The organism is Nitrosomonas ureae (genome assembly GCF_900206265.1).
In the GTDB taxonomy this organism is placed as follows: Bacteria; Pseudomonadota; Gammaproteobacteria; order Burkholderiales; family Nitrosomonadaceae; genus Nitrosomonas; species Nitrosomonas ureae_C.
Genome location: NZ_LT907782.1, coordinates 2899002 through 2921902, shown reverse-complemented (window position 1 = coordinate 2921902; position 22901 = coordinate 2899002). Strand labels below are relative to the sequence as shown.

Below are 22901 nucleotides of genomic sequence, written 5' to 3'. Positions count from 1 at the left end.
TCCTCTTCATCTACGATAGAAAATTCTACTGCTTTGCTCTTCTAGTTTTGGGGGGGATTACCCACCCATCCAGCAATTTTGCATTCAAGGCATTAAAATCAGCAGCAATAGGTAGCGGCACCATGAAGTGGCGGCGACTGTAGCCAATCATCCCCTCAACATTCCCCTTGTCGTTTCCTTTGGCTGGTCGCCCAAACTTGTCTTCAAACAAGTAATGGCTTTGCAGTTCACTGAATGCTTTGGTACGCTGGCGTTTGCCATCGCCCAGTATCTTGGCCACCGCAATCTTGGTGTTGTCATACAGAATCGATTGCGGTACTCCGCCTAGGAACGCAAACGCAGCAACATGCCCATCCAGAAAGTATTCAGTGTCTTCAGTTGGATATGCTCTGACAAAACAGCCATCCGAATGGGGCATATCAAGACAGAAATAATGGAATCGAACCAGTCTGCCACCAATATAGCCATCGGCTTCACCAAAATCTACCTGAGCATGACCAGGCAGGTGCGCCAACGGCATGAACATCTCTTTTTGCCGAATTGCAGCCTTGTTAACATAGTTGCGTACGATGGTATAGCCGCCGGTAAACCCGTGTTCATCGCGCAACCGTTCCAGTATCCGCACCGCAGTATGGCGTTGTTTGGCATGAACTTGCTTGTCAGCTTCCATAATGGCATCAATGACGCCAGTGAATCCAACTAGCTTTGGGGAAATGAGCTCTCTCTTGCGCCGGTAACCTGGCGGCACCGCATATTGGCACATCTTCTTAACAGTCTTGCGGTAAACTCCAAAATATTGCGCAACTTCGCGTTCACTTCTGCCTTCCACCATCACCGCTCGTCGAATCTTTACATATAGTTCCACTGTATACATCCTCATCGCCTTTCACTTAATGCTCATCGCATCAGCTTACAGGCTTCAGCTTGGTACACGTTTACTCCGCGATTGCCGCGAAATTTCGTGCACATCAGTGGTACATTTTTACTCCGCTATTTATATTCAGGCTTCTTGAAAATCAGCACACCTCAACCTGCTAATAGTTGTAATCGAAAATTGTATTTAAATGCCGCCGCAAAGATTCACTCGTTTGTTCGGAATATAATACTTGCAGTTGATCTCCATTCGCTGTAAAAAAAGCCAATGCTGCCGCACCTAACCCACGGCTATCTGCAAACCGCTTGCCTTCTGGCGTATTGATATCAGCTACGATAAATGCAACATGTTCTTCGAAATCATCTCTTACCGCATTCATGGCAATCATGGTGTCAGTGCTTTGAAGTATATTGCCGTCATGCACCAATACAACCGCGTTAGTCCCTTGACCTATGACTGAAAGATCCTGCGAGAAACCTCGTGGAAGCAGACTTACTGCAATGACGATAACCAACAATATAAATGAAAATGTAATCAGTTTGGGCCAAATATTTTTTGCACTCGATACTGTATTATTCGATGTGGACATGTTTCCTTTTCTCTCTAAATCGTTAACAAAGCCGACCTGCCGGACTTAAATATTTGCTACAGACGGGGTGCGGAAGTTCCTATAATTCTGCGGAGAATAGCGAGATTATGCAACAAAAAATCAAGAAACATGAATCGCAGACCTCATTGGCAGAACCCGCAGTTTGTGAGGTCATCTTTAACATCGACAATCAATTTTCCTCATCGACGAGAACTAAGATGTAATCGTTGAGCAGAATCTTGTCGACACAGATATACAATGATATATCCATAGCTATCCTGCAGTTACAAGCTTATCAGGAGTAACTGGCGCAGAAATTCTTCTATACAACTGCTCCATCATTTTCCAATGGCTTTTTCTCCGGCTTAAGTAGATCCTCGCGCTTGACGCCAAGAAGTACGATGATAGAACTGCCCACCATAATTGAGGAGTAAATGCCAAATAGTATGCCGATCGTCAGAGCTAACGAAAAATAATACAGTACTTCACCACCAAATATGAGCATTGCAATTACAACCATTTGTGTACTGCCATGCGTGATAATCGTACGCGACATAGTTTGCGTAATTGCGCCATCAATTACTTGCGTCACCGAAGCTTTCCGAAGCTTACGAAAATTTTCTCGAATACGATCAAAAATAACTACTGATTCGTTCACTGAGTAGCCCAGTATAGCTAAAACGGCAGCCAGTACAGTCAATGAAAACTCCCATTGAAAAAAGGCAAAGAAACCGAGAATGATAATAACATCATGTAAATTTGCAATAATGCCTGCTATGCCAAATTTCCACTCAAATCGTATAGCCAGATATGCCACGATGCCTAATGAAACGAATAACAAAGCGAGAGCACCATTTTCCAATAACTCCTGACCTACTTGCGGACCAACAAATTCCACCCGCCTCATTTCAACCGAAGAATCAACTCCGCGCAGCGCATTTAAAACAATTTCAGATAATTGAGCACTGGAAAACTCTGGTTTGATAGGCAATCGTATTAAAACTTCTCGTGAGGTACCAAAATTTTGTACACTTGCATCCGACATCTCGAGACCTGTCAATACACCACGTATTTTTTCCAAGTCTGCGGGCTGACTATAACCAACTTCAAGTACTGTTCCTCCTGTGAAATCCACACCCAGGTTGAGCCCCTTCGTCGAGATAAAAAAGACTGAAAGAATAAACGTTGCGATTGAAATGACTGCACCCACCCGTCTCCACTTCATGAAGGGAATGGTATGCTTAAATCTAAATAATTCCATGTTGTATCCTTGGTGACAGTTATTGCTATCTGTTCTTTTTGGTGTCGGCTGATTTACGTTTACTTTTAGCCTTATTAACAGCATTAGAAACTGTTTCGATTTTAGTTGAGCTTTCTACCAAGCTTTCGTCCTCAACCATGACTGATGTTTGACCCACAGCACCATCCGGTTTTACATTGCTCTGATCGGTCTGTTCGCTGCGCCTGGATTTTGTGCTCATTATAATTTCAGCAGCCTCGTTCTCGGGGAAAAAATCGGTTACTCCATTAACTGAAGAATCGTTCTTCGGTATCCAGACCATTCCGATAGGAACATTGTCGAGTTTGCGAAGATTTCCATAAATAAAATTAACCATACCTCTAGACACAAAAATCGCTGTAAACACGGACGTCAAAATACCCAGACACAGCACTACAGCAAAGCCCTTGACCGGTCCAGAACCAAACGCAAATAAAGCAATGCCTGCAATCAGGGTGGTAATATTAGAATCCAGAATGGTGCCAAACGCCCGTTCATATCCTGCGTGAATCGCCAGTTGCGGAGAAGCGCCAGCCCGCAACTCATCTCTGATACGTTCATTAATCAGCACATTGGCATCGATTGCCATACCTACTGTTAAAGCCAGTGCAGCCATTCCTGGCAAGGTCAATGTTGCTTGCATGATCGATAATAAACCGACCAGTAACAACAAGTTGAATCCAAGCGCAATAGCAGAAATAACGCCAAACGCTGTGTAATAGACCATGATGAAAATGGCAACGGCGAGAAATCCATACAAGGTTGAATTAAACCCTCGGGCAATATTATCCGCACCCAAGCTTGGACCAACAGTGCGTTCCTCAATAATATCCATGGGCGCAGCTAATGCACCTGCACGCAATAATAGCGCAACATCCCGCGCCTCCAAGCTGGTCATACGCCCACTGATCTGAACCCGTCCACCGCCGATCTCTTCACGAATAACCGGTGCGGTTACGACTTCTGCTGTATTTTTTTCTATCAACAGAATGGCCATTCTTCTACCGACATTCTCACGCGTTAATTGTTTAAAAATGCGCGATCCATTATTATCCAGGCTGATGTGTACTGCCGGTTGATTATCCTTATCAAAGCCTGGTTGCGCATCGGTAATGCGTTCACCAGTAAGCAGAACCTGTTTTTTAACGAGAATGGGACTGCCCCCACGCTCCTGGTGCAGCTCTGTTCCAACAGGAACCCTGCCACGTAAGGCCGCATCAAGATCATGCTCGTCATCAACCATACGAACTTCCAACGTAGCCGTCCGTCCCAAAATATCTTTTGCTTTGGCAGTGTCTTGCACACCCGGTAATTGAACAATCACGCGATCTACACCAGCTTTCTGAATGATAGGCTCAGCGACACCTAATTCATTAACACGGTTACGCAGTGTAGTGATGTTCTGCATTACGGCAGAATCCTGCATGCGTATTTGAACCTCCGGTTTGATCGTGGCAATAAGATGATATCGATTATCGACATCTTCTATATTTAATGCGAAATCCTCAAAATTTGATTTTAATTCCGCTTCTGCCTTTGAGCGTGATTCAACATCACGAAACTTTACGACCAGTTTCTTACTTTGCTTTTCAAGTCCGGTGTATGAAATCCTCTTCTCGCGCAATGTGCTGCGTATATCGATACTATAACGATCGAGTGACTTCTCAAGCGCTCCTTCCATATCAACCGCAAGCATGAAATGTACCCCACCACGCAGATCCAATCCCAGATACATTGGCAAGGCACCCAGATTTGTAAGCCATCGCGGAGAATTGGGAAGCAGGTTCAACGCAATGATATATTCGCTGCCGAGCGCGGATTCTAGTAAATCTTTCGCTTTCATCTGCAAATCGGTATCGGCAAAACGAACCTTAATGCTGCCTTCCTCAAGAAAAATTCCATTCATCTCAAGATTGGCTTGTTTTAATGTGTCTTCAACCCGTTGCAACAATGCTGTATCGGAGCTTATAGAAATTCGTATAGGAGAAATCTGTATTGCTGGAGATTCGCCATAAAAATTCGGCAAAGTGTAAAGTAAGCCGAGTAGCAGTGAAACCGCAATAATCAGGTACTGCCAAAGTGCGTAGCGGTTCATGGATTTTAGTTAAGTATCAATTAAGGATAAAAAGACAAACAAAAACAAGGGGCAAAATAACTAACTTCCTCCTTGTTCAACGTAATTATTTCTTTTCGATATTTTTATCAACTTCAGCGGTAATGACTTCTGCAGTTTCATCAACAGTTTCAGCTTTATTACTTTCAGATGTTGCTGATTTCGTCGTTTTTGATTTGAGCACCTTGCTTTTCGGTTCAATGCTCTTCAGCGTTCCTTTAGGCAATAAAGTTTGCACCGAGGATTTAAGTACCGTGACCTCCATAGCCGGAGCAATTTCGATAATAACGTAAGCTTCGCTCACATTGAGTATTTGCCCCAAGATACCACCATTGGTAATAACCTCATCGCCTCTTTGCAATTCTTCCACCATTTGCTTATGTTCTTTGGCACGCTTAGCTTGCGGACGAATGAGCAGAAAGTAAAATAAAACAAGTATACCGATCATCGGTAATAAGGTGACCCAGCCTGCATCACTTTGCGCTGTTGAAGAAGCCGCCTGTGCAAATGCATCATTAATCAGCATCATGTTCTCCCTTTGTTAAAAGGGTACATATTAGCATGATGACCGCTTATGCCTGAAATTCTTGTGCAAATTCTTCAAATCGCCGATTTTCAATCGCGCTGCGAATTTCTGACATAAGATTATGATAATAAAATAGATTATGTACGGTATTCAAGTGCGCACCGAGCATCTCGTTGATACGCTGTAAATGGTGCAAATAGGCACGACTAAAATTCTGGCAAGTATAGCATCCGCAGCGCTCATCGGGAGGTGATGTATCTAAGCGATAGCGGCTGTTACGCAATTTGATGATACCATTACGCGTATACAACCAACCATTGCGGGCGTTGCGGGTTGGCAGCACGCAATCAAACATATCGACACCTTGAGCCACAGCGTGAACAATATCAGCAGGCGTTCCGACACCCATCAAATAGCGTGGTTTATCAGTTGGCAGCAGCGGCGCAGTGTGTTTTAGAATACGTTGCATATCCACTTTGGGCTCGCCGACAGATAATCCACCGATAGCGTAACCATCAAAACCGATCTGATTCAAGCCTGCAAATGATTGGGTGCGTAGATGTTCGTACATCCCCCCTTGCACGATGCCAAACAGCGCATTTGGATTTTTGCCGTGCGCTTTCTTGGAACGCTCCGCCCATCGCAGACTCAGCTCCATCGATAGCTTAGTGGCGGCTTCATCTGCTGGATAAGGCGTGCACTCATCAAAGATCATCACGATATCGGAATTTAAGATGCGCTGGATTCGCATAGATTCTTCCGGAGACAAAAAGCAGTTATCGCCATTGACCGGCGATTTAAAATGAACACCTTGCTCAGCAATTTTACGCAACTCCCCAAGGCTATATACTTGGAATCCACCTGAGTCTGTTAATATCGGACCGTGCCAATCAATAAAATCATGTAGTCCGTGATGTACTTCGATTACCTCCAATCCAGGCCGCAACCATAGATGAAACGTATTCCCCAGAACGATCTGTGCATGCACTGCCTGCAACGCTGCAGGGGACATACTTTTGACCGCACCATAAGTCCCCACGGGCATAAAAGCGGGTGTCTCGACTATGCCATGGGCTAAAGTCAGTGTACCTCTGCGAGCTGCTTTATCGGTAGAATGCAATTGAAATTTCATAACTTTCTCTCAATTAGCATAGCGTCCCCATAACTAAAAAAGCGATATTGGCCTTTAATCGCGTGTTGATAAGCTTGCCGAATATTTTCCATACCGGCGAAAGCCGAAACCAACATAAGTAAGGTCGAACAAGGCAGGTGAAAATTGGTTAATAATCGATCAATTATTTGGAAGTGATATCCAGGAGTGATAAAAATCCGTGTATCACCATGACCCGCAACTAATCCACCCTGATGAAGCGATGCGCACGCCTCCAATGCTCTCAGAGATGTCGTTCCAACCGCGAGGATGCGCCCCCCCGATATTTTAGCTTGCTTAATTGCATCAACTGTGAATTGAGGGATGTGATAAGTCTCACGATGCATTATGTGATCGACAATATTTTCCACACGAATCGGCTGAAATGTTCCCGCGCCCACATGTAAAGTGACATATGCCATGGTTACACCAATAGCTCGCAATTGTTCCAGCATATCAACATCAAAATGCAAACCGGCCGTTGGTGCGGCAACCGCTCCAGGGTTTTTAGCATATACCGTTTGATAACGCACTTCATCGGTCATCGTTGCAGGACGAGCAATATAAGGAGGCAATGGTAATTGACCATAACTATCCAGTAATTCCGCAACGGTTTTTTCATGCTCAAAGCGCAAGGTATAAAATTCTTGTTCCCGCGCAATTACGGTTAATGAAATTGCATCAGCCAGAACGAGTTGTGAATCCAGTTTTGGCGCATGACTGGCACGGATTGTCGCCACAACGTGACGATCGTCCAGCACACGTTCCACCAGCACCTCCACTTTGCCGCCACTGGCTTTTTTACCCAACAGGCGTGCTTTGATTACTTGCGTATCGTTAAAAACCAAAACATCCCCAGCGCGCAAGAAATTAGAAAGATTGATAAATAAGGCATCCTGCCAGTGATTAGTGATACCATCCAAATAGAGCAGGCGGCTGGCAGTACGTTGCTCAGTGGGAAATTGTGCAATTAATTCGGGAGGTAAATAAAAATCAAAATCCTGAGTTTTCATCCTATGTATTATACCGGTCAACAGTTTTTTCACCCATGCTGGTAACAACCGATAGAAATGTCCAGCTGTAGCCAATAAACTGCTCACTTTTTCAATAAAGCACCACGTCTCTTATCAAGATTCATTACAAAGCTGCTACGGCGAATTTATGCAACAGCCTCTCATTGAGTTTTATTTTCTGTTCCACTTCAGCATAATTCGCAATCTTTCGTGATCCATGTAAGAGCGCCAATTTACTGTGTGAATAACATAATATGGCAATCCTGGCCTTCATAAAGCGCCCCCTAGTGTTGAGGCAGGTGTTTGCAGCTTACGTTTTGATCAAATGAGCAAGGTTAAGCCTTGCGATAGCGCATTGTTTATTGAACTCAACTTTGATTCCCAGTTTCCCCTACCCAACATCGCTGACAGGATGGAATTGTTGCATTATCTGAATTAGATGCTTTTATTGGTCACACGGGTATCGCTAGACTTTCTAATCGTAATAACCACTGCGAAAAAGCCACAATACCCTACACAGGGCTCTTATGAATATAGGCGGCAGGTTGCACTTTTCTAGCTTCCTCCCCTTACTGCTCTGACACCTCGCCCTGTGAGGCGAGGTCGTTCTTTGACTATTTGACGTGGAAAACGATGCTATTTTAACATTTTCAATCGGCGAAATCATTTGCAAAACAAATATTAATTTCCTCTATCAAATACCTGCACTATTTCATAAATAGCCGTTTATACAAAAACAGCCGTTAATTTTGCCAGCAATCCATCAATCATAGGCTGGAAAACACCCAGGAAGCCAGGCAATTGCAATATGCCGACAATAAGTATCAATAAACCGCCCGCAACTATTCCATATTTAAGGCCTCGTACAAAATTTGCCGATGCGGGGGCACGGGTATAAGTCTGATTAGAGAACGCCAAAAATATTTTCAGTATCCCCAGTAAAACACCCGCAGCTATACACCCTAAAAACAAATGCAATGCACAAAAAATTCTTTTAATTAAAGGCTCATCAGCAAATTCTAGGCTTGAAAAACGAAGACAAATAATAATTACAAACAATAAAATAAGGGAGTTCCAGAAACCTCCAAATCTCATTCTGATTTCACTTTCCATACTCATATAATCTCTCCATTTAAAATAAATACATACAACAGTCTGGTAAAAATCGTTGGCACAATTTGCTAAATTAGCACTTAATCCATCAATTCCATATAGCCGCTTATTTGCACCCAACATCCATTAAACACTCATACTTCTTCACTTTATCGCTTGAAGATTATAGCGAAATTAACCTGGAATGTAGTCACGCGAGCAATAAATTTCTTATTATTTTGATACCTTCATTTACATGTCAGAAAAATGAATATGAATAGCCGGGGCGAAGATTAAGATTTTATGCAGGGGTAATCATCAATAGAAATAATCACCCAGAAAGCGCATCGTATAAGATTAAGTCGCGGAAGTTAAACCAAGACTGTCAAAAACATCAGGAAACAACTTATAGCCAGAAAGCAGAAATCAGCGGATCAAGGATAGCTTCGTAGCTGGGTGGAAGTATTGTTTGACCACTCTCAGGCGGTTCAAAACCCGCCATGGCAGTAACTAAACTGTCAACTTGGCTACCCAGCAACATCAAACCTCCAGCCGTTTTAAACTGCTCAACGTGAGCGCCCGAACTCAGGTACCAATCTTTGATTACCAATTTATCATGGCTACCAATGATACTTACTTCAAGATTATTGCCTCCACGCTGAAACCAAATCTGTTCCGGGATGATATCTGACAGAAATTTAACGGTATCCAATACACCCAAAGTGGAATCATTCTCGACAATGATATCCTTGCCAAATCCACGCCCGAAAGAGTAAGTATCAGTGCCTGTTCCGCCAATCAGCAGGTCATTACCAACCCCACCATCCAACGAATCATCGCCGGTATCGCCAAGCAAAGTGTCCACGCCACCCTTGCCCGACAACATATCGTTTCCTGCACCACCCCATATAATATTGGCAGCCGCACTCCCTGTTATTTGATTGGCAGTCGAATTGCCAATACCAATAATCGCCGAGGCTCCTGACAACACTAAATTCTCCAGATTATCACCGAGTATATACGAAATGGATGCAATCACCGCATCGCGGCCGCCATGAGCATTTTCAACGACCCTATCCCAGAAACTATTCACTAGGTAAGTATCATCGCCTGCACCTCCAGCCATGAAATCAATCCCACTCCCGCCATCCAACCAATCATTCCCGGCGTTACCGTTTAACACATCATTACCTGCTAATCCGCTGAGTGTATCATTTCCATTCCCGCCACTCAGTTTGTCTGCACCTGATGTCCCATTGATATCTACATCCAGGCTACTAATATTGATATCGAAGATATCCTCAGCTGTCAGGTCACCGGCATCTTTAGCAGTAATCACCACGCTCAATTTTCCAGGTGTATCTGGTGTACCGCTAATTGCACCTGTTGTCGCATCAAAGCTAAGCCAGGCCGGCAGTGAACTTCCATCGATCAGGGCCGCACTATAAGCAAGCCTATCGCCATCCGGATCAATAAATGCGCTCGAATTCATTACGTAGCTGAAGCTCTCAGCTGTAACAGTCGTTCGATCAGAGAACTCATAATTAATACGATAATTAATCTCTATTAATATAATTACTTACGTATAAATTTCTTACAATGTCAACCGGATCGTTGTAATTCTGCCTTGTCCTTGTTTATATCGGAAATTTCCGATTGACTCATAATATTTAATAAAACAAGATGTCAATTAATTTATATTTGATTAAATAGCTAAATATAAAGCAGTTTAAATACGATTCAAAGAGGATCAAATAAAATCAAATGTAGTGCAGCCTGATTTGGCAGCTCTAAAACCTATCTCCATTCAATCTAACATTGATTGACTGAAATCGACCCAAAGGAGTAACTCGCCCATTATTACCAAATGAGAGCATACCTACGGAAAGCGGACGGTCGATTCGGTTGTACCACTTGACCTTACATGCAAGTTAGCGCAGGGCGTTTTACCTAGAATAATGAAGCCTGTTCATTCATCTCTTAATACATAAAGCTTCTTTGATTTTTTCACAAGAGCAAATTTTACGCCCATTTAACTTTTGTATTGACTGCAAATTGAAATGACTGTCACTGTTTTGGGCAGTCACCGTTCTGTGTATACTAATGAAGTGTTCATCTTGTCAGTGGATCAAACAAGGTTAGGTAATAAAAATGCTATGGAGATATGATCATTGTTTTCAGTTAACCCACTAACTGAGCATCGAAGAGTTACAAAGGAACTTGCGCGCTCTTTAAAGAAAACGGATGTTTATCATTGGTTATGTGAAAATGGTTACTTTCCAGAAAGTTACGTCTTGCCGCCTTGCTTTAAAGTAGTTAAAAGGCCAATTAAGCCAAAACTTTATTACAAGATAAAAAGCAAAGGTAAGCAATATAAAGTCGATCGTACTGAATGCATTAATGTTCATTTCCCGAAAACAGAATATACTGATAGAAACTTTGGTTTAATCAATCCGTTCATTCACAATGATATTGCTTATCACATAGCTAGAAATTGGTTGTTTCTTGTGGAAGCAATGATACCCAATGATAGTCAGGTTGCTTCATATGCATTCCCCGTACCTATAGATTCAAGAAATCAAGGCAGAATTGGTTATCTAAGAAGCGGAAGACTTATTTATGAATTTATTGGTATGGTAGATAAAGATATTACATCAATAGCCTATAAATATAGCCATATTGTCAAGGCAGACATAAAAAGCTTTTACCCGTCTCTATACACGCATAGCATTTCCTGGGCTATTCATGGTAAAAAGTTTATCCGACAACCAACCAACTTACATAATTTTAATTTGCTGGGAAATCTTCTCGACAAATTATTCCAAAATGCTAATGATGGTTGCACTAACGGCATTCCAATCGGGCCAGTGGTATCGGACATTATTGCGGAAATTGTAGCTTCAGCAATCGATGTAAAATTTACAAAAGGTATTAAAGAGGCTGGTATTATCTGTGAAGCCGTTCGATTTAAGGATGACTACAGAATCCTTGCAAAGTCTGAGTCTGATGCAAAAAGAATTATTAAGATTCTTCAGTTTTCTTTAAAGGAATACAATCTTGAACTAAGCGATGAAAAAACAAGTATATCAATACTTCCAGATGGTCTTTTCCGGGAGTGGGTTTCACGTTATCACGCAGTCCATCCAAAAAAAAGACGGCGCTACTCATGGAAGGAGTTTCAAGAACTCTATTTATCGGTTATTCAAATTGACAGACTCTGCCCAGGGACAGGTGTAATCGATCGGTTTCTTGCAGACATCGTGAGTAAAAAAGGTAATTTGAAGGTTGGTATTTCTGAGTATAATCTAGAGAAAGTGATAAGCATGTTGCTAATGCTAGGTACGCTAAGAATAAAGTCTTTCCCTAAAATCATGGCTATACTCGAATCAGTATTGCAAAGTTCGTTCGGTATCACTCATCAGGAAAAGATAGTAGAGTATTTGGAACAATATTTAAGCACCTTATCTAATGAAGAAGAACGAAATAAGTATCTCATTTCATGGATTAGTTATTTTCTTGTAAGCAATAACCTTCATAAGTTGTTATCGTTTAAACCTGCATACAAAGACCCCATTACTAAATCAATTTTCAATAATCGGGGGAATATTTTCAACCATTGTAGTGAACATAAATTTTTCATTGGGTGTAGAACAATAGCAAAGAAAGTCACAATGTTGGAATATTTGGATGTATTCAATCCACCTAAAATCACCTGACAAGACGCTCGTTCGGACGCTCGCTACACTGTTCTTCGTTTTCACGCCGCACAGATTAAAAGTTGTCACTGTTTAAAATAAGTATCACCCCATTACACCGTGCAGTTTTGGCACTTGGCTGTCGCTGAATGACCGTTTTTCAAGGCTGACCAGCCATTCACTGGAAAATGGTGACTGACTGTTGATGGCCGATAGCCGATAGCCGATAGCCGATAGCCGATTTTTCAATGATAATAATTTACAGTCAAGCAAGTAAACCCGGCTACTTCTCGAATTTGATAGCGCTTATCTCATCCAGCATGGCGCGGTGAGTCAGATAATCGACGGCGATGGGAAACACGGCATGGTTGTGCATCAGCCGCAGGGAAGGGTATGAATAAACATCCAAGCTTCTTGCCCGTTGAATTTGCTGCTGCAACTCACTTTCTATCGCCGCACTCGTTAAATCGTCGACAAAGGCTTGTACGTCCAATCCAATCTCTCGGGCACAGGCGTGCAAGGTCTCTGGCAATGAGGGATTCTTCGCTTGTTGATAATAGGCGGTTTGAATAGCGCGGATCATTTCCGCCTCGGCATCCGCACGTTGCTTTTTGGCTGCCAGCACTGCCCGGCAGGCCGGATAGGTCGAGCGGATAGGCGTATTGCGCGACCAGAAATCCCAATTGAAATGAACTCCGGGAACGGTTTGTTCGATGCGTTGCCACGCCTGTTGCACCATCTTCTGTGTGGCGAGCGGCATCGGCTCCGTGGTATCCGGAGCGAGCCCGCCCACGACATAAGCAATTTCAACATCCTGCGGCAGATCCCGTTGCAATGCGTCCCAGCTTTGGCTGAATGCGAAGCACCAACTGCACATGGGATCATGGATGTAATACAGCCTAGTTTTATCCATCTCTTTCATTCTTCGTATTCAAGATTTCTTGTAGGTTGTGATTGCGTTTGTTTTCACGGAACCATACCTCGAGTTCCTGCGCCGGTACGGGGTGGTGAAAAAAGTAACCCTGATAATAATCACAACCCTGTTGATTTAAAATATCCAGTTGCTGTGCGGATTCCACGCCTTCAGCCAGCACATCAAGCTTCAGATTCCGCGCCATGGCAATAATGGTAGCCGCAATTTCGCGATCATTAGGATCATAAGCCAAACCGTGCACAAAACTTTGATCAATTTTTAATTTATCAATAGGAAAACGCTTGAGATAGGTCAAAGAAGAATAGCCGGTGCCAAAATCATCTATCGACAAACGCACCCCAAGAAATTTCAGGGTTTTCAATATTTCGATCGACTGTTCAGCACGCTCCATAAACATACTTTCAGTTAATTCCAGCTCCAGACAAGCCGCAGGTAGTTTTGTCTCCTCCAGTACCTGGCGGATCAATTCGACCAGATTCTCCGATTGAAACTGCCGCACCGATAGATTAACCGCCATAACAAACGGTGGAAAATCTGCGTCCATCCAGGCACGTCCCTGAGCACACGCAGTTCGCAAAACCCATTCACCAAGCGGAACGATCAATCCGGTTTCTTCCGCAATCGGGATAAACTTTCCGGGAGACACCATCGCTTTATCAGGTGGCTGCCAACGTACTAAAGCTTCAACACCCATTACCTGACCCTTCCGTGCATCGATCAAAGGTTGATAATGCAGCACGAATTCGCCGGCGCTCAAGGCCTGGCGTAACTGTGTCTCCAGCACCAGGCGCTCATTTGCTGCAATGCTTAAAGCATCGGTATGATAGCGATAGGTATTACGGCCCTCTTGCTTGGCTAAATACATTGCCATATCTGCGTGCTGGATGAGTTCAGTTACGCTATTGGCGTCGGTCGGAAAAAGGCTGATGCCGATGCTGGTATTAATGAATATCTCATGTCCGCTGGGTAAGGAAAAAGGCGTGGCCAGCAAATCAATCAGGTTTTGCGCTACCATAGCCGGCTCATTGGTATCTTTAATATCTTCGAGCACAACCAGAAATTCATCGCCGCCTAATCGTGCCAATGTATCTTCCTCGCGCAATCGCTTCTTCAGACGCAAAGCTAACATAACCAGGAGTTCATCCCCGATGGGATGCCCCAGACTGTCATTTACGTTCTTGAATCGATCCAGATCAAGATACAGTGCAGCAATCTGATTGCCATGCCGCAATGTGCGTTCAATCGCATGATGCAGCCGGGATTGTACCAATAAGCGATTTGGCAAGCCGGTTAATGCATCATAGTGTGCAAGATGTGCCAGGCGCGCTTCAGATTGCTTTATCTGGGTGATGTCAGTAAATACCCCTACATAATTACAAGGCTCATTTCTGTCATTGAATACGGTGCTAATTGTCAGCCATTGCGGATAAACATCGCCACTCCTGCGGCGATTCCATACTTCGCCACGCCAATACCCGGTTTTTGTAAGACTTGCCCACATGGCTTGATAAAACAACTTATCATGACGCCCCGATTTAATAATCCTGGGATTTTTTCCGAGTACCTGTTCTTCACTGTAACCGGTAATTTCGGCATAAGCGCGATTGATAGCAACGATTCTTGGCTGCAAATCGGTGATTACAACGCCTTCCCGGGTTGACTCGAATACGGCGGCCGCTTGCTTCAATGATTCAGCCGCATACACCTTTTGCACGGCTAAAGCAGTAAGCAAAGCAAACTCATTGATCAGCCCCAGGTCAGCCTGGGAAGGTTCACGAGGTGTCCGGTGATAAATCGCAAAAGTACCTAAAACTTTTCCTGCGTCATTCTTGAAAGGTATTGTCCAGCATGCATGAAGATTGGCTTTACGCGTTAATTCCAGATAAGACTGCCAATAGGGATGATGATCGATATCGGCCACTATGACAGGTTCACCTCGCCAAGCCGAGGTACCGCAGGAACCTATTCCTTCACCAATTTTCAGTTGATCGATAGCGGCGTTGTAATCATCCGGTAAACTCGGTGCTTCACCATGCTTTAGCCGCCCGGTGTGTTGATCCAGTAGCAAGATCGAAACCAGCATCTCCGGATTAATTGACTCAAGCCGTTGTGCAATATCCTTTAGAATTACAGGAAGCGGTTGATTAGCCACAATCAGATTCAATGCAGATTGATGGGCTTGGCGGATTAATTCAGTCCGTTTATGTTCACTGACATCCAGCCATGCACCGACCACTTCAAGAGGCTTACCGTTTATGCTGCGCACGAGTCTTAATTCATCATGAATCCAAACGCTTTGGCCGTTACGATGCAGCAATCGATAATCATATGTAAGCTGGCCTACCGCCAGCAACTCGGATTGATGAGTCAATGCCGCTTCGCGATCATCGGGATGCACATGCAAATTCCACCATCCCTCAACCATGACTTCCTCTTGAGTATACCCAAGCAGACGCTCAATATTTTCACTGACCCAAACCAACTGAAATGTTGTTCCCACAACACGAAGGTTATAAAGAATTGTCGGACTGGCAGCAAGCAAATCCGAAAGACGCAAACTGGTTTTCTTCAGACTAATCCGCTCACGAGCCAATTCTGCCTGATGTTGCACTTTCTCCAATATTGCCGTAGTTTCATAAAGATACCCTGCATGCTTGGTTAAATAATCATCCACACCCATATGCAATGCACGTGCCACGGCAATTTCACTCCCCTGATCCGTAACCAGCACAATAGGGAGATCCAGTTTTCGTTCGTTGCGCAGCAATTTGATGAGCGCTAAGTCATCCGTGCCTGATATGCAATACTCGAGCAAGAGCACGTCGAATTGTGTAGCCTGTTCCATCGGATCAATTGGAAGAAGTGCCAGTGCATCATGCACATCAGTTACTGCAGTCAAGTGGATATGGGGTGCGTACAAAGCGAAATGCTGATGCATAAGATCGATATCCATGACACTATGCGCGATATACAACACTCGCAGTACCGGTCGATTACGCTCGGCATTATTGTGAAAATGTTCCAGAGCATTACGTAAAATACGTGGCAGGCGCTCCAGATAATCATCCCGCTTGATCAGATAATCATCCGCGCTGGCTTTGAGTGCTGCAATCGCAGAACCTTGATCGCCTGAACCGGTAAGAATTACAACTGCTGTGGACAATCGTTGGTCCCGTACACGCGCCAGTGCTTCCAGACCGGAGCCATCCGGCAAAGAAAGATCGGTTAACAACACATCGTAATTCTCCGAAGGAGTTAACCTTTCTAATCCTTCGGTCAGTGTGGTAGCTATTTCCAGCTCAATTTCCGGCGCTGTGCGCGCCAGAGCACGACAAGCCAGATCAGCATCACTGGCGGAGTCTTCAATATACAGAACACGCATCGCAACTATTTCGGCAGTTCATTGATAACACACCAATACAGTTCTATTTGCTGCGCCACATCCATAAAATTATCAAAACCTACCGGCTTAACAATATACGAATTAACACCTAAATCATAAGCCACTTGAATATCGCGATCTTCTTTGGAAGTGGTCAAAACTACGATCGGAATACGACGCAATAGCGGGTGCGATTTTAATGTCCGCAGCACCGTCAAACCATCCACGCGCGGCATGTTAAGATCTAACAGAATCACCACCGGCAATGTATCGCCCGATTCCCAGCGTGGTATCCAGGCAAGCGCTTCTTCTCCATCGCGAGCGACCAAGACGGGATTGGCCAGCTTGCGCCGTTGAAAAGCACGTAACGTCAGATCAACGTCAAGTGGATTATCCTCAACAAGTAAAATCGGTGGATATGCACTCATAATATATGAAATACTCCCTTACTACGCTTCCGGTTTTTCCATTGCGGCAGGCAATTCAATTGAGAAAGTCGCACCCTCGCCCGGACTGCTTTGTGCCCACACCCGGCCGCCCATACGTTGCATGGCTTTTTTCACCAATGCCAAGCCGATACCCGTCCCGGGATAATCCTCCAGTCGGTGCAAGCGCTCGAAAATCTCAAATATGCGTGAATTATACTTCATGTCGAAACCGATACCGTTGTCACGAATCCACAGAATCACATGATCTTTATTCCGGCAAGCGCCAAATTCTATTCTTGGATGAGGCGTACCCTGGCTAAATTTGATCGCATTTCCCAACAAATTCCGTAGTGTCAGCACCAAACCTTCTCGGTCACCATAAACCTTAAATGGGGGGAAATCGGCGACAATTTCAATAGCGTGCAAAGTAATTTCTTCATTGTACTCGGCCAGCGCCTGATGAATTAATAGCGTTAAATCCAATTCATGGGATTCCAGCTTACATCTTTCCATACGCGAATAAGCCAGCAAATCATTGATCAGCTCGTTCATACGCGTCACCCCCGTGCGAATGTTGTTGATGAACAGGCGTCCTTCATCGTCTAGCCGGTCAAAGTAATCCTCTTCCAGCAAACGACTGTATCCTTCAACTCCACGTAGTGGTGCTTTCAGATCATGAGACACGGAATATACAAAACTCTCTAAAGATTGGTTAAGCGCTTTTAATTCAGCAGTGCGCTCGGCAATGCGTTTTTCCAAATCGTCATTGAGTTGTTGCAACGCTGTCTCGGCTTGTTTCTGCTGGGTGATATCTTCAGTAAAAATAACTATGCCGCCAATTATATTACCCGTTAACCAAGGCCGTACTTCCCAGCGCAGCCACTGTATAGTGCCATCGACCCAAACATATCGATCTTCTTCGCTACGAATCACTTCTCCCGCCAGGCATCTCCGATGGATGGCTTTCCATTCGGCACCGATATTCGGAAAAACATCATAGTGAGACAACCCCAGCAAATTACGATCACCCAGAGAATAATCATTGCGCCACCGTTGACTGCATGCAAGATAATGCATGCCCCGGTCGAACATGGCTAACGCCGCAGGTGCGTATTCAATGAACAATTTGAGTTGCTCTTGACTCTGTTGCAATGCGACTTCGGCCAGCTTGCGCACGGTGATATCCTGTACCGTGCCATGCAACGAAATAATTTGATCTTCGGCATTGCGAATGGCTTCACCTCGAGCAACAACCCAATGGTGACTGCCATCGGGTTGCACTACTTCTGCGTCACAGTGATAACTTACCCCCTCACGCATGCATTTCTCCACAGCTGCAGACAGATTGCTCCAGCTCTCCGCTGTAAAATATTGCACCACTTCCTGGTAGTTCGCCGGTGGCAAATCCAAATCACGCCCAAATATATGAAAAATTTCCTCTGACCAGATTTGCGTGTTGGTGTCTAAATTCCATCGCCAATGACCGAAATTCGCGATCCGTTTGGCATCGTTCAAATTCGCTTCAATTTCTTTGCGAGATTGAATATCTTGAATGATAGTAATGAAATAATCCGGGGTGCGATCTTGCTTCCGCACCAGCGATACGGTGAGGCTGACCCAGATAAGACTATTATCCTTGCAGATATAGCGCTTTTCCAAAGAATAAGTAGAGATTTCACCTGCCAATGTTCGTTGTACATAGCTCAGGTCTGTGTCAAGATCTTCCGCATAAGTGATCTCCTGAAAAGTAAGGAATGGTAACTCGTCATGACGATAACCCACCAAATCACAGAACTTTTGATTCACCCTCAACCATCTTCCTTCCAAAGAAACTATCCCTATTCCGACGGCCGCCTGTTCAAATATCACCTGAAAGCGAACCTCGCTTTCACGCAGTTGTTCCTGGACACGCTGACGCTCGGTTATCAGCCTGTTGATTCGCGCACGTAATTCATCCACGACAAAAGGCTTATTCAGATACTCCTGTACACCCAGTCTGAGCAGCTCCAACCTAAGCGCCTCATCCACTCTGGCTGTCAACATAATCACCGGCACATCAATCAGATGCGGATATTGACGTAATGCCAATATCATTTGATGCCCTCCCATCACCGGCATCATCAAATCACAGAGAATGACATCGGGGACAGTACTCAGTGCCTGCTCCAATCCTTGCTGTCCATTGTAAGCGCAGATCACACGATAATGTCCGCACAATCTATCAGCAATAAACTGATTCATATCGATATTATCTTCTACAATCAAAATAAGCTTCTGATTATCAGTGGGTACCGGAACCACGGTTAATTCGGTTAACTTGTTTCTTTCTAGCTCTTCCACAGCTTCGTGCAGAATAATCTCATCAAGTGAAGAAGGCTTATCCAGCAGCACCGATCTCACTGGTGCTTTGAGTGAAAAAACAATTTTAAATAATGCCCCTCCCCCCGGAGAATCCTCAAGAGTGACCTTACCGCCCAGCAAATCAACAAAATCCTTGACAATGGCTAACCCCAATCCGGTACCACCGTAATTCCGATTCACAGCGGTTGCATTCTCGACTCGCGTGAATCGCTCAAATACACGCTCACGCATTGCCTTCGGAATACCCGGGCCGGTATCTTGCACGTCGATCTGGACGTCATTCTGCGTGGAAGTAAGAGATAATGTAATGCAACCATTATCAGAGGTAAATTTGAATGCATTTGAAAGCAAATTCAACAACACACGTTGCAGTTTCTCGCTGTCACTCTCTATTACTAATGTTCTTGGGGAAATTATATTAAGAATGATGTTTCTATCATGTGCCGCTTGTTCGAAGTAACTCGCTGTCATCCTGATGAGCTGCGCAATATCAAAACTTGCCGAGTAAACCTTCATGCAATTCGCTTCAGATTTGGCCACATCGAGCAAATCAGTCACATGACGATATAGAAGACGAGCATTACGGAGCATTAATTCGATTTCGCGACGCTCTTTAGTCGGCTTGCTACCCTTATTCGGAAGTTGGCGCAAACGATCTTCTAAGGGCGCGAGAATTAATGTCAGTGGTGTACGCAATTCATGGCTGACGTTAGCAAAGAATTCTGATTTGAGATGATCTAGCTCGGTCAAGCGTTGATTAGCGACGGATAATTCCTCCAACGCCGACTTTAATGAACGATTCGCTTCCTTGACTTCAACCGTACGACGCAGGATTTCCGCTTGCATCCGCTCAGCACGCGCCTCTACCTTATTCAATTTCGACTGTACCTCATGATCATTATTGATGCGCTCATGACTGGCAACGAATTCGGTCACATCTTCAACATGATGAATAATATAGGCTACCCGCCCATCGGTTCCAAATACAGGCGTGTTCATCGGACTCCAGTATTTGAGCACAAAATGACCGCTGTTATCCGGCAACGGAATATCGTATTTTTGCACCCCCATGACATCCGGGTGTTTTTTATTAAGTACACGATTTAGAGAGGCGCGTAAATCAGCAACACTTTCACTTACCAATTCTTTTGGATTATCAGGAAAAATATCGAACAAATCACAACCTACAATCGTTTGACGGCATGTACCAGTGGCTTCGAGATACTTATCGTTTACTGCAACAATTGTAAAATTGTCATCCGCCCGCAAAATTAAGTATGGATGCGGGCTCGCTTCAAATAATTGCCGGTAGAATGAAACTTCATGCATAAATATCTCCCAATGCGGAGGGTTGCTCAAAAAACACTAAACATCAGCTATCTTTTGATCAGATTTTCAAGCACTGAAGACTTAACTTATTGGTGAGAATTTCCAGATTCAGTATCACAATACAATGGCTTGCTTTTATTCTTACTGTCAAATCGGTTAAAGTTACTGTAACAAAACACTATCACGGATAAACCAGAAAGACTTGCGCAGATTTTTGTAAAAGCTTTAATTAATGATCAGCCAGCAAATAGGCCGAATCTGCAAATTGAAAGCTGATATGACAAGTGTTTCTCAGAGAGGTATTTCCTAATGACTCGGATTAGGAAATTTCGACTCAAATGGAAACAATCGATCCAAACTTTAATTATTTTAATGGTTGCGTGTCACTGCGAAGCTTGCCAGTTGCAAAAGACATTTTTTATTTTCTGAATCGGGCAAGGCAGCGATTGCAGCTACTGCAGTTGTCACCTCAGCTTCAGCGCATTTCTTTGCATATTCTAAAGCTGCAGTTTGGCGAATCACATTGAGAACGGGTTGGAAACCATCTTTTCCACCATCTTCGATCGCCTTGCGAATGATATTTGCTTGCTCCTGCGTGCCTGTGCGCATGGCATATATTAGAGGCAGTGTAGGTTTTCCTTCAGTCAGATCATCGCCCAGATTCTTACCGATATCATGGTTATTCCCGGAATAATCGAGCATGTCATCTACAAGCTGAAACGCGGTACCTAAATGCATACCATACACTGCCATTGCATTTTCTTCTTCGGATGTAGCATTCCCGAGTATTGCCCCGAGCCGGCTTGCCGCTTCGAATAATTTGGCCGTTTTAAACCGTATAACCTGTAGATAGTTTTCTTCAGAGACCTGTGGATCGCGGCAATTAAGCAGCTGTAAAACCTCACCCTCGGCAATCGTATTGGTCGCATCGGCAAGCACTTGCATCACACGCATATTATCGACTTCCACCATCATCTGAAAAGCCCGGGAATAGAGGAAATCACCTACTAAAACACTCGCTGCATTACCAAACAGCGCATTAGCGGTTTCCCTGTTTCGTCGTAATTCCGATTCATCCACCACATCATCGTGCAGTAGCGTGGCGGTATGAATAAATTCGATAACAGCTGCCAAGTTATAATGAAATTTTCCTGAGTAACCAAAAGCACCCGCAGACAATATTACCAACGCGGGACGCAAGCGTTTGCCGCCGCTATTGATGATATATTCACTCACTTGACGAATCAGCAGGACGTGGGAATGTAATTTTTCCCGAATGACATTATCAACAATGCTCATATCTTGAGCGATAAAACTTCTAATATATTCTATTGACACAATATTACCTTGTAGAAAACGCTATGTTAGGAATGACAATGCCCAAGTGTCAAGCATAATGATAAATTGTCAGAAATTTTCCACCACAATCAAGGGTTATTTAGGTATAATTCCCGGTTCTGAAAAAGGGAAGCATGGAGTTAAAGTATGTATGCGGTCATAAAAACCGGCGGTAAGCAATATAGAATCCAAGTGGGCGAGAAATTGAAAATAGAGCAGCTGAAAGTGGAAAACGGCAGCGAGCTTATTATCGATCAAGTATTAATGGTGGCTGATGGTGATAAAGTATCAGTAGGAGCACCCCTTGTAAATGGCGCCAAAGTAAGCGCAACAGTGCTCGGTCAAGGACGGCACGACAAGATTCGCATCTTCAAGATGCGACGTCGCAAACATTATCAAAAACATCAAGGTCACCGTCAAAATTACACTGAAATAGAAATTACGGGTATTTCAGCTTAAGGAGTTGATAAATGGCACATAAGAAAGCAGGCGGAAGCTCAAGAAATGGACGCGATTCACACTCAAAACGGCTTGGAGTCAAGCGCTATGGTGGTGAATTAATTTCAGCGGGATCGATCATCATCAGACAACGTGGTACGCAGGTTCATCCGGGAGAAAATGTAGGCATTGGCAAGGATCATACTTTATTTGCCAAAGTAGCGGGAAAAGTAAACTTCAGTATCAAAGGTGCTTTCAAACGTAAAGTAGCAAGCGTAATTCCCGCATAAAGAATAAAATAGAATAACTCACTTACTTAAAAAGCCCTGTCAGATGTGATGGGGCTTTTTTGTTTGCAGG

16 protein-coding genes and 1 pseudogene are annotated in these 22901 nt (G+C 44.0%); 3 read left to right on the top strand and 14 right to left on the bottom strand.

From position 1 onward, the window contains the following. Positions 1-73: 73 nt before the first annotated feature. The 9 genes and pseudogenes from istA to CPG39_RS13500 form a co-directional block, all read right to left on the bottom strand. Positions 74-874 (bottom strand): annotated as a pseudogene (gene istA, locus CPG39_RS13540) (IS21 family transposase); the annotation flags it as partial. Positions 875-1034: 160 nt separating this feature from the next. Continuing rightward, positions 1035-1463, bottom strand: a complete 429-nt coding sequence (locus CPG39_RS13535) for a hypothetical protein (RefSeq protein ID WP_096294083.1) — start codon at positions 1461-1463, stop codon at positions 1035-1037. A 322-nt stretch (positions 1464-1785) separates the two neighbouring features. Next, positions 1786-2724 carry a protein translocase subunit SecF gene (gene secF, locus CPG39_RS13530; protein ID WP_096294082.1) on the bottom strand — a complete coding sequence of 313 codons (939 nt, stop codon included), beginning with the start codon at positions 2722-2724 and terminating at the stop codon, positions 1786-1788. A gap of 25 nt (positions 2725-2749) precedes the next feature. Continuing rightward, a complete protein-coding gene (gene secD, locus CPG39_RS13525) occupies positions 2750-4837 on the bottom strand; it encodes a protein translocase subunit SecD (RefSeq protein WP_096294081.1) in 2088 nt (695 codons plus the stop codon). A gap of 85 nt (positions 4838-4922) precedes the next feature. Beyond that, complete coding sequence (gene yajC / locus CPG39_RS13520; RefSeq protein ID WP_231990317.1) at positions 4923-5384, bottom strand: preprotein translocase subunit YajC; 462 nt, start codon at positions 5382-5384, stop codon at positions 4923-4925. A 43-nt stretch (positions 5385-5427) separates the two neighbouring features. Further along, complete coding sequence (gene tgt / locus CPG39_RS13515) at positions 5428-6513, bottom strand: tRNA guanosine(34) transglycosylase Tgt (protein WP_096294079.1); 1086 nt, start codon at positions 6511-6513, stop codon at positions 5428-5430. Continuing rightward, complete coding sequence (queA, locus tag CPG39_RS13510) at positions 6510-7544, bottom strand: tRNA preQ1(34) S-adenosylmethionine ribosyltransferase-isomerase QueA (protein ID WP_096294078.1); 1035 nt, start codon at positions 7542-7544, stop codon at positions 6510-6512. Before queA ends, tgt begins: the two co-directional genes overlap by 4 nt. Before the next feature lie 726 nt (positions 7545-8270). Continuing rightward, positions 8271-8780 (bottom strand): hypothetical protein, encoded by a 510-nt coding sequence (locus CPG39_RS13505; RefSeq protein WP_096294077.1) that lies wholly within the window; start codon positions 8778-8780, stop codon positions 8271-8273. A 262-nt stretch (positions 8781-9042) separates the two neighbouring features. Further along, on the bottom strand, positions 9043-10128 hold the full coding sequence (locus CPG39_RS13500) for a putative Ig domain-containing protein (protein WP_096294076.1): 1086 nt from the start codon (positions 10126-10128) through the stop codon (positions 9043-9045). A gap of 679 nt (positions 10129-10807) precedes the next feature. On the opposite strand from CPG39_RS13500, the gene CPG39_RS13495 reads away from it, so the two are divergent. Beyond that, the gene (locus tag CPG39_RS13495; RefSeq protein ID WP_096294075.1) at positions 10808-12352 is read left to right on the top strand and encodes an RNA-directed DNA polymerase; all 1545 of its coding nucleotides are present in this window, start codon (positions 10808-10810) and stop codon (positions 12350-12352) included. 262 nt (positions 12353-12614) lie between these two features. On the opposite strand, the gene CPG39_RS13490 is transcribed toward CPG39_RS13495, so the two are convergent. From CPG39_RS13490 to ispB, 5 genes are all read right to left on the bottom strand, one after another. Beyond that, entirely contained in the window at positions 12615-13244 is a 630-nt protein-coding gene (locus CPG39_RS13490; RefSeq protein ID WP_231990316.1) for a DsbA family protein, read from the bottom strand. Then, positions 13237-16647 carry an EAL domain-containing protein gene (locus CPG39_RS13485; RefSeq protein ID WP_096294073.1) on the bottom strand — a complete coding sequence of 1137 codons (3411 nt, stop codon included), beginning with the start codon at positions 16645-16647 and terminating at the stop codon, positions 13237-13239. Before CPG39_RS13485 ends, CPG39_RS13490 begins: the two co-directional genes overlap by 8 nt. Positions 16648-16652: 5 nt before the next feature. Continuing rightward, a complete protein-coding gene (locus tag CPG39_RS13480) occupies positions 16653-17075 on the bottom strand; it encodes a response regulator (RefSeq protein ID WP_172424131.1) in 423 nt (140 codons plus the stop codon). Positions 17076-17096: 21 nt separating this feature from the next. Continuing rightward, entirely contained in the window at positions 17097-20765 is a 3669-nt protein-coding gene (locus tag CPG39_RS13475) for an ATP-binding protein (RefSeq protein ID WP_096294071.1), read from the bottom strand. A 369-nt stretch (positions 20766-21134) separates the two neighbouring features. After that, complete coding sequence (ispB, locus tag CPG39_RS13470; protein ID WP_096294070.1) at positions 21135-22103, bottom strand: octaprenyl diphosphate synthase; 969 nt, start codon at positions 22101-22103, stop codon at positions 21135-21137. 147 nt (positions 22104-22250) lie between these two features. Here ispB and rplU point away from each other — a divergent pair, with 147 nt between their 5' ends. Both rplU and rpmA read left to right on the top strand, forming a co-directional pair. Next, the gene (gene rplU / locus CPG39_RS13465) at positions 22251-22562 is read left to right on the top strand and encodes a 50S ribosomal protein L21 (RefSeq protein ID WP_096294069.1); all 312 of its coding nucleotides are present in this window, start codon (positions 22251-22253) and stop codon (positions 22560-22562) included. Positions 22563-22573: 11 nt separating this feature from the next. Next, positions 22574-22831, top strand: a complete 258-nt coding sequence (gene rpmA, locus CPG39_RS13460; RefSeq protein WP_096294068.1) for a 50S ribosomal protein L27 — start codon at positions 22574-22576, stop codon at positions 22829-22831. Positions 22832-22901: the final 70 nt, after the last annotated feature.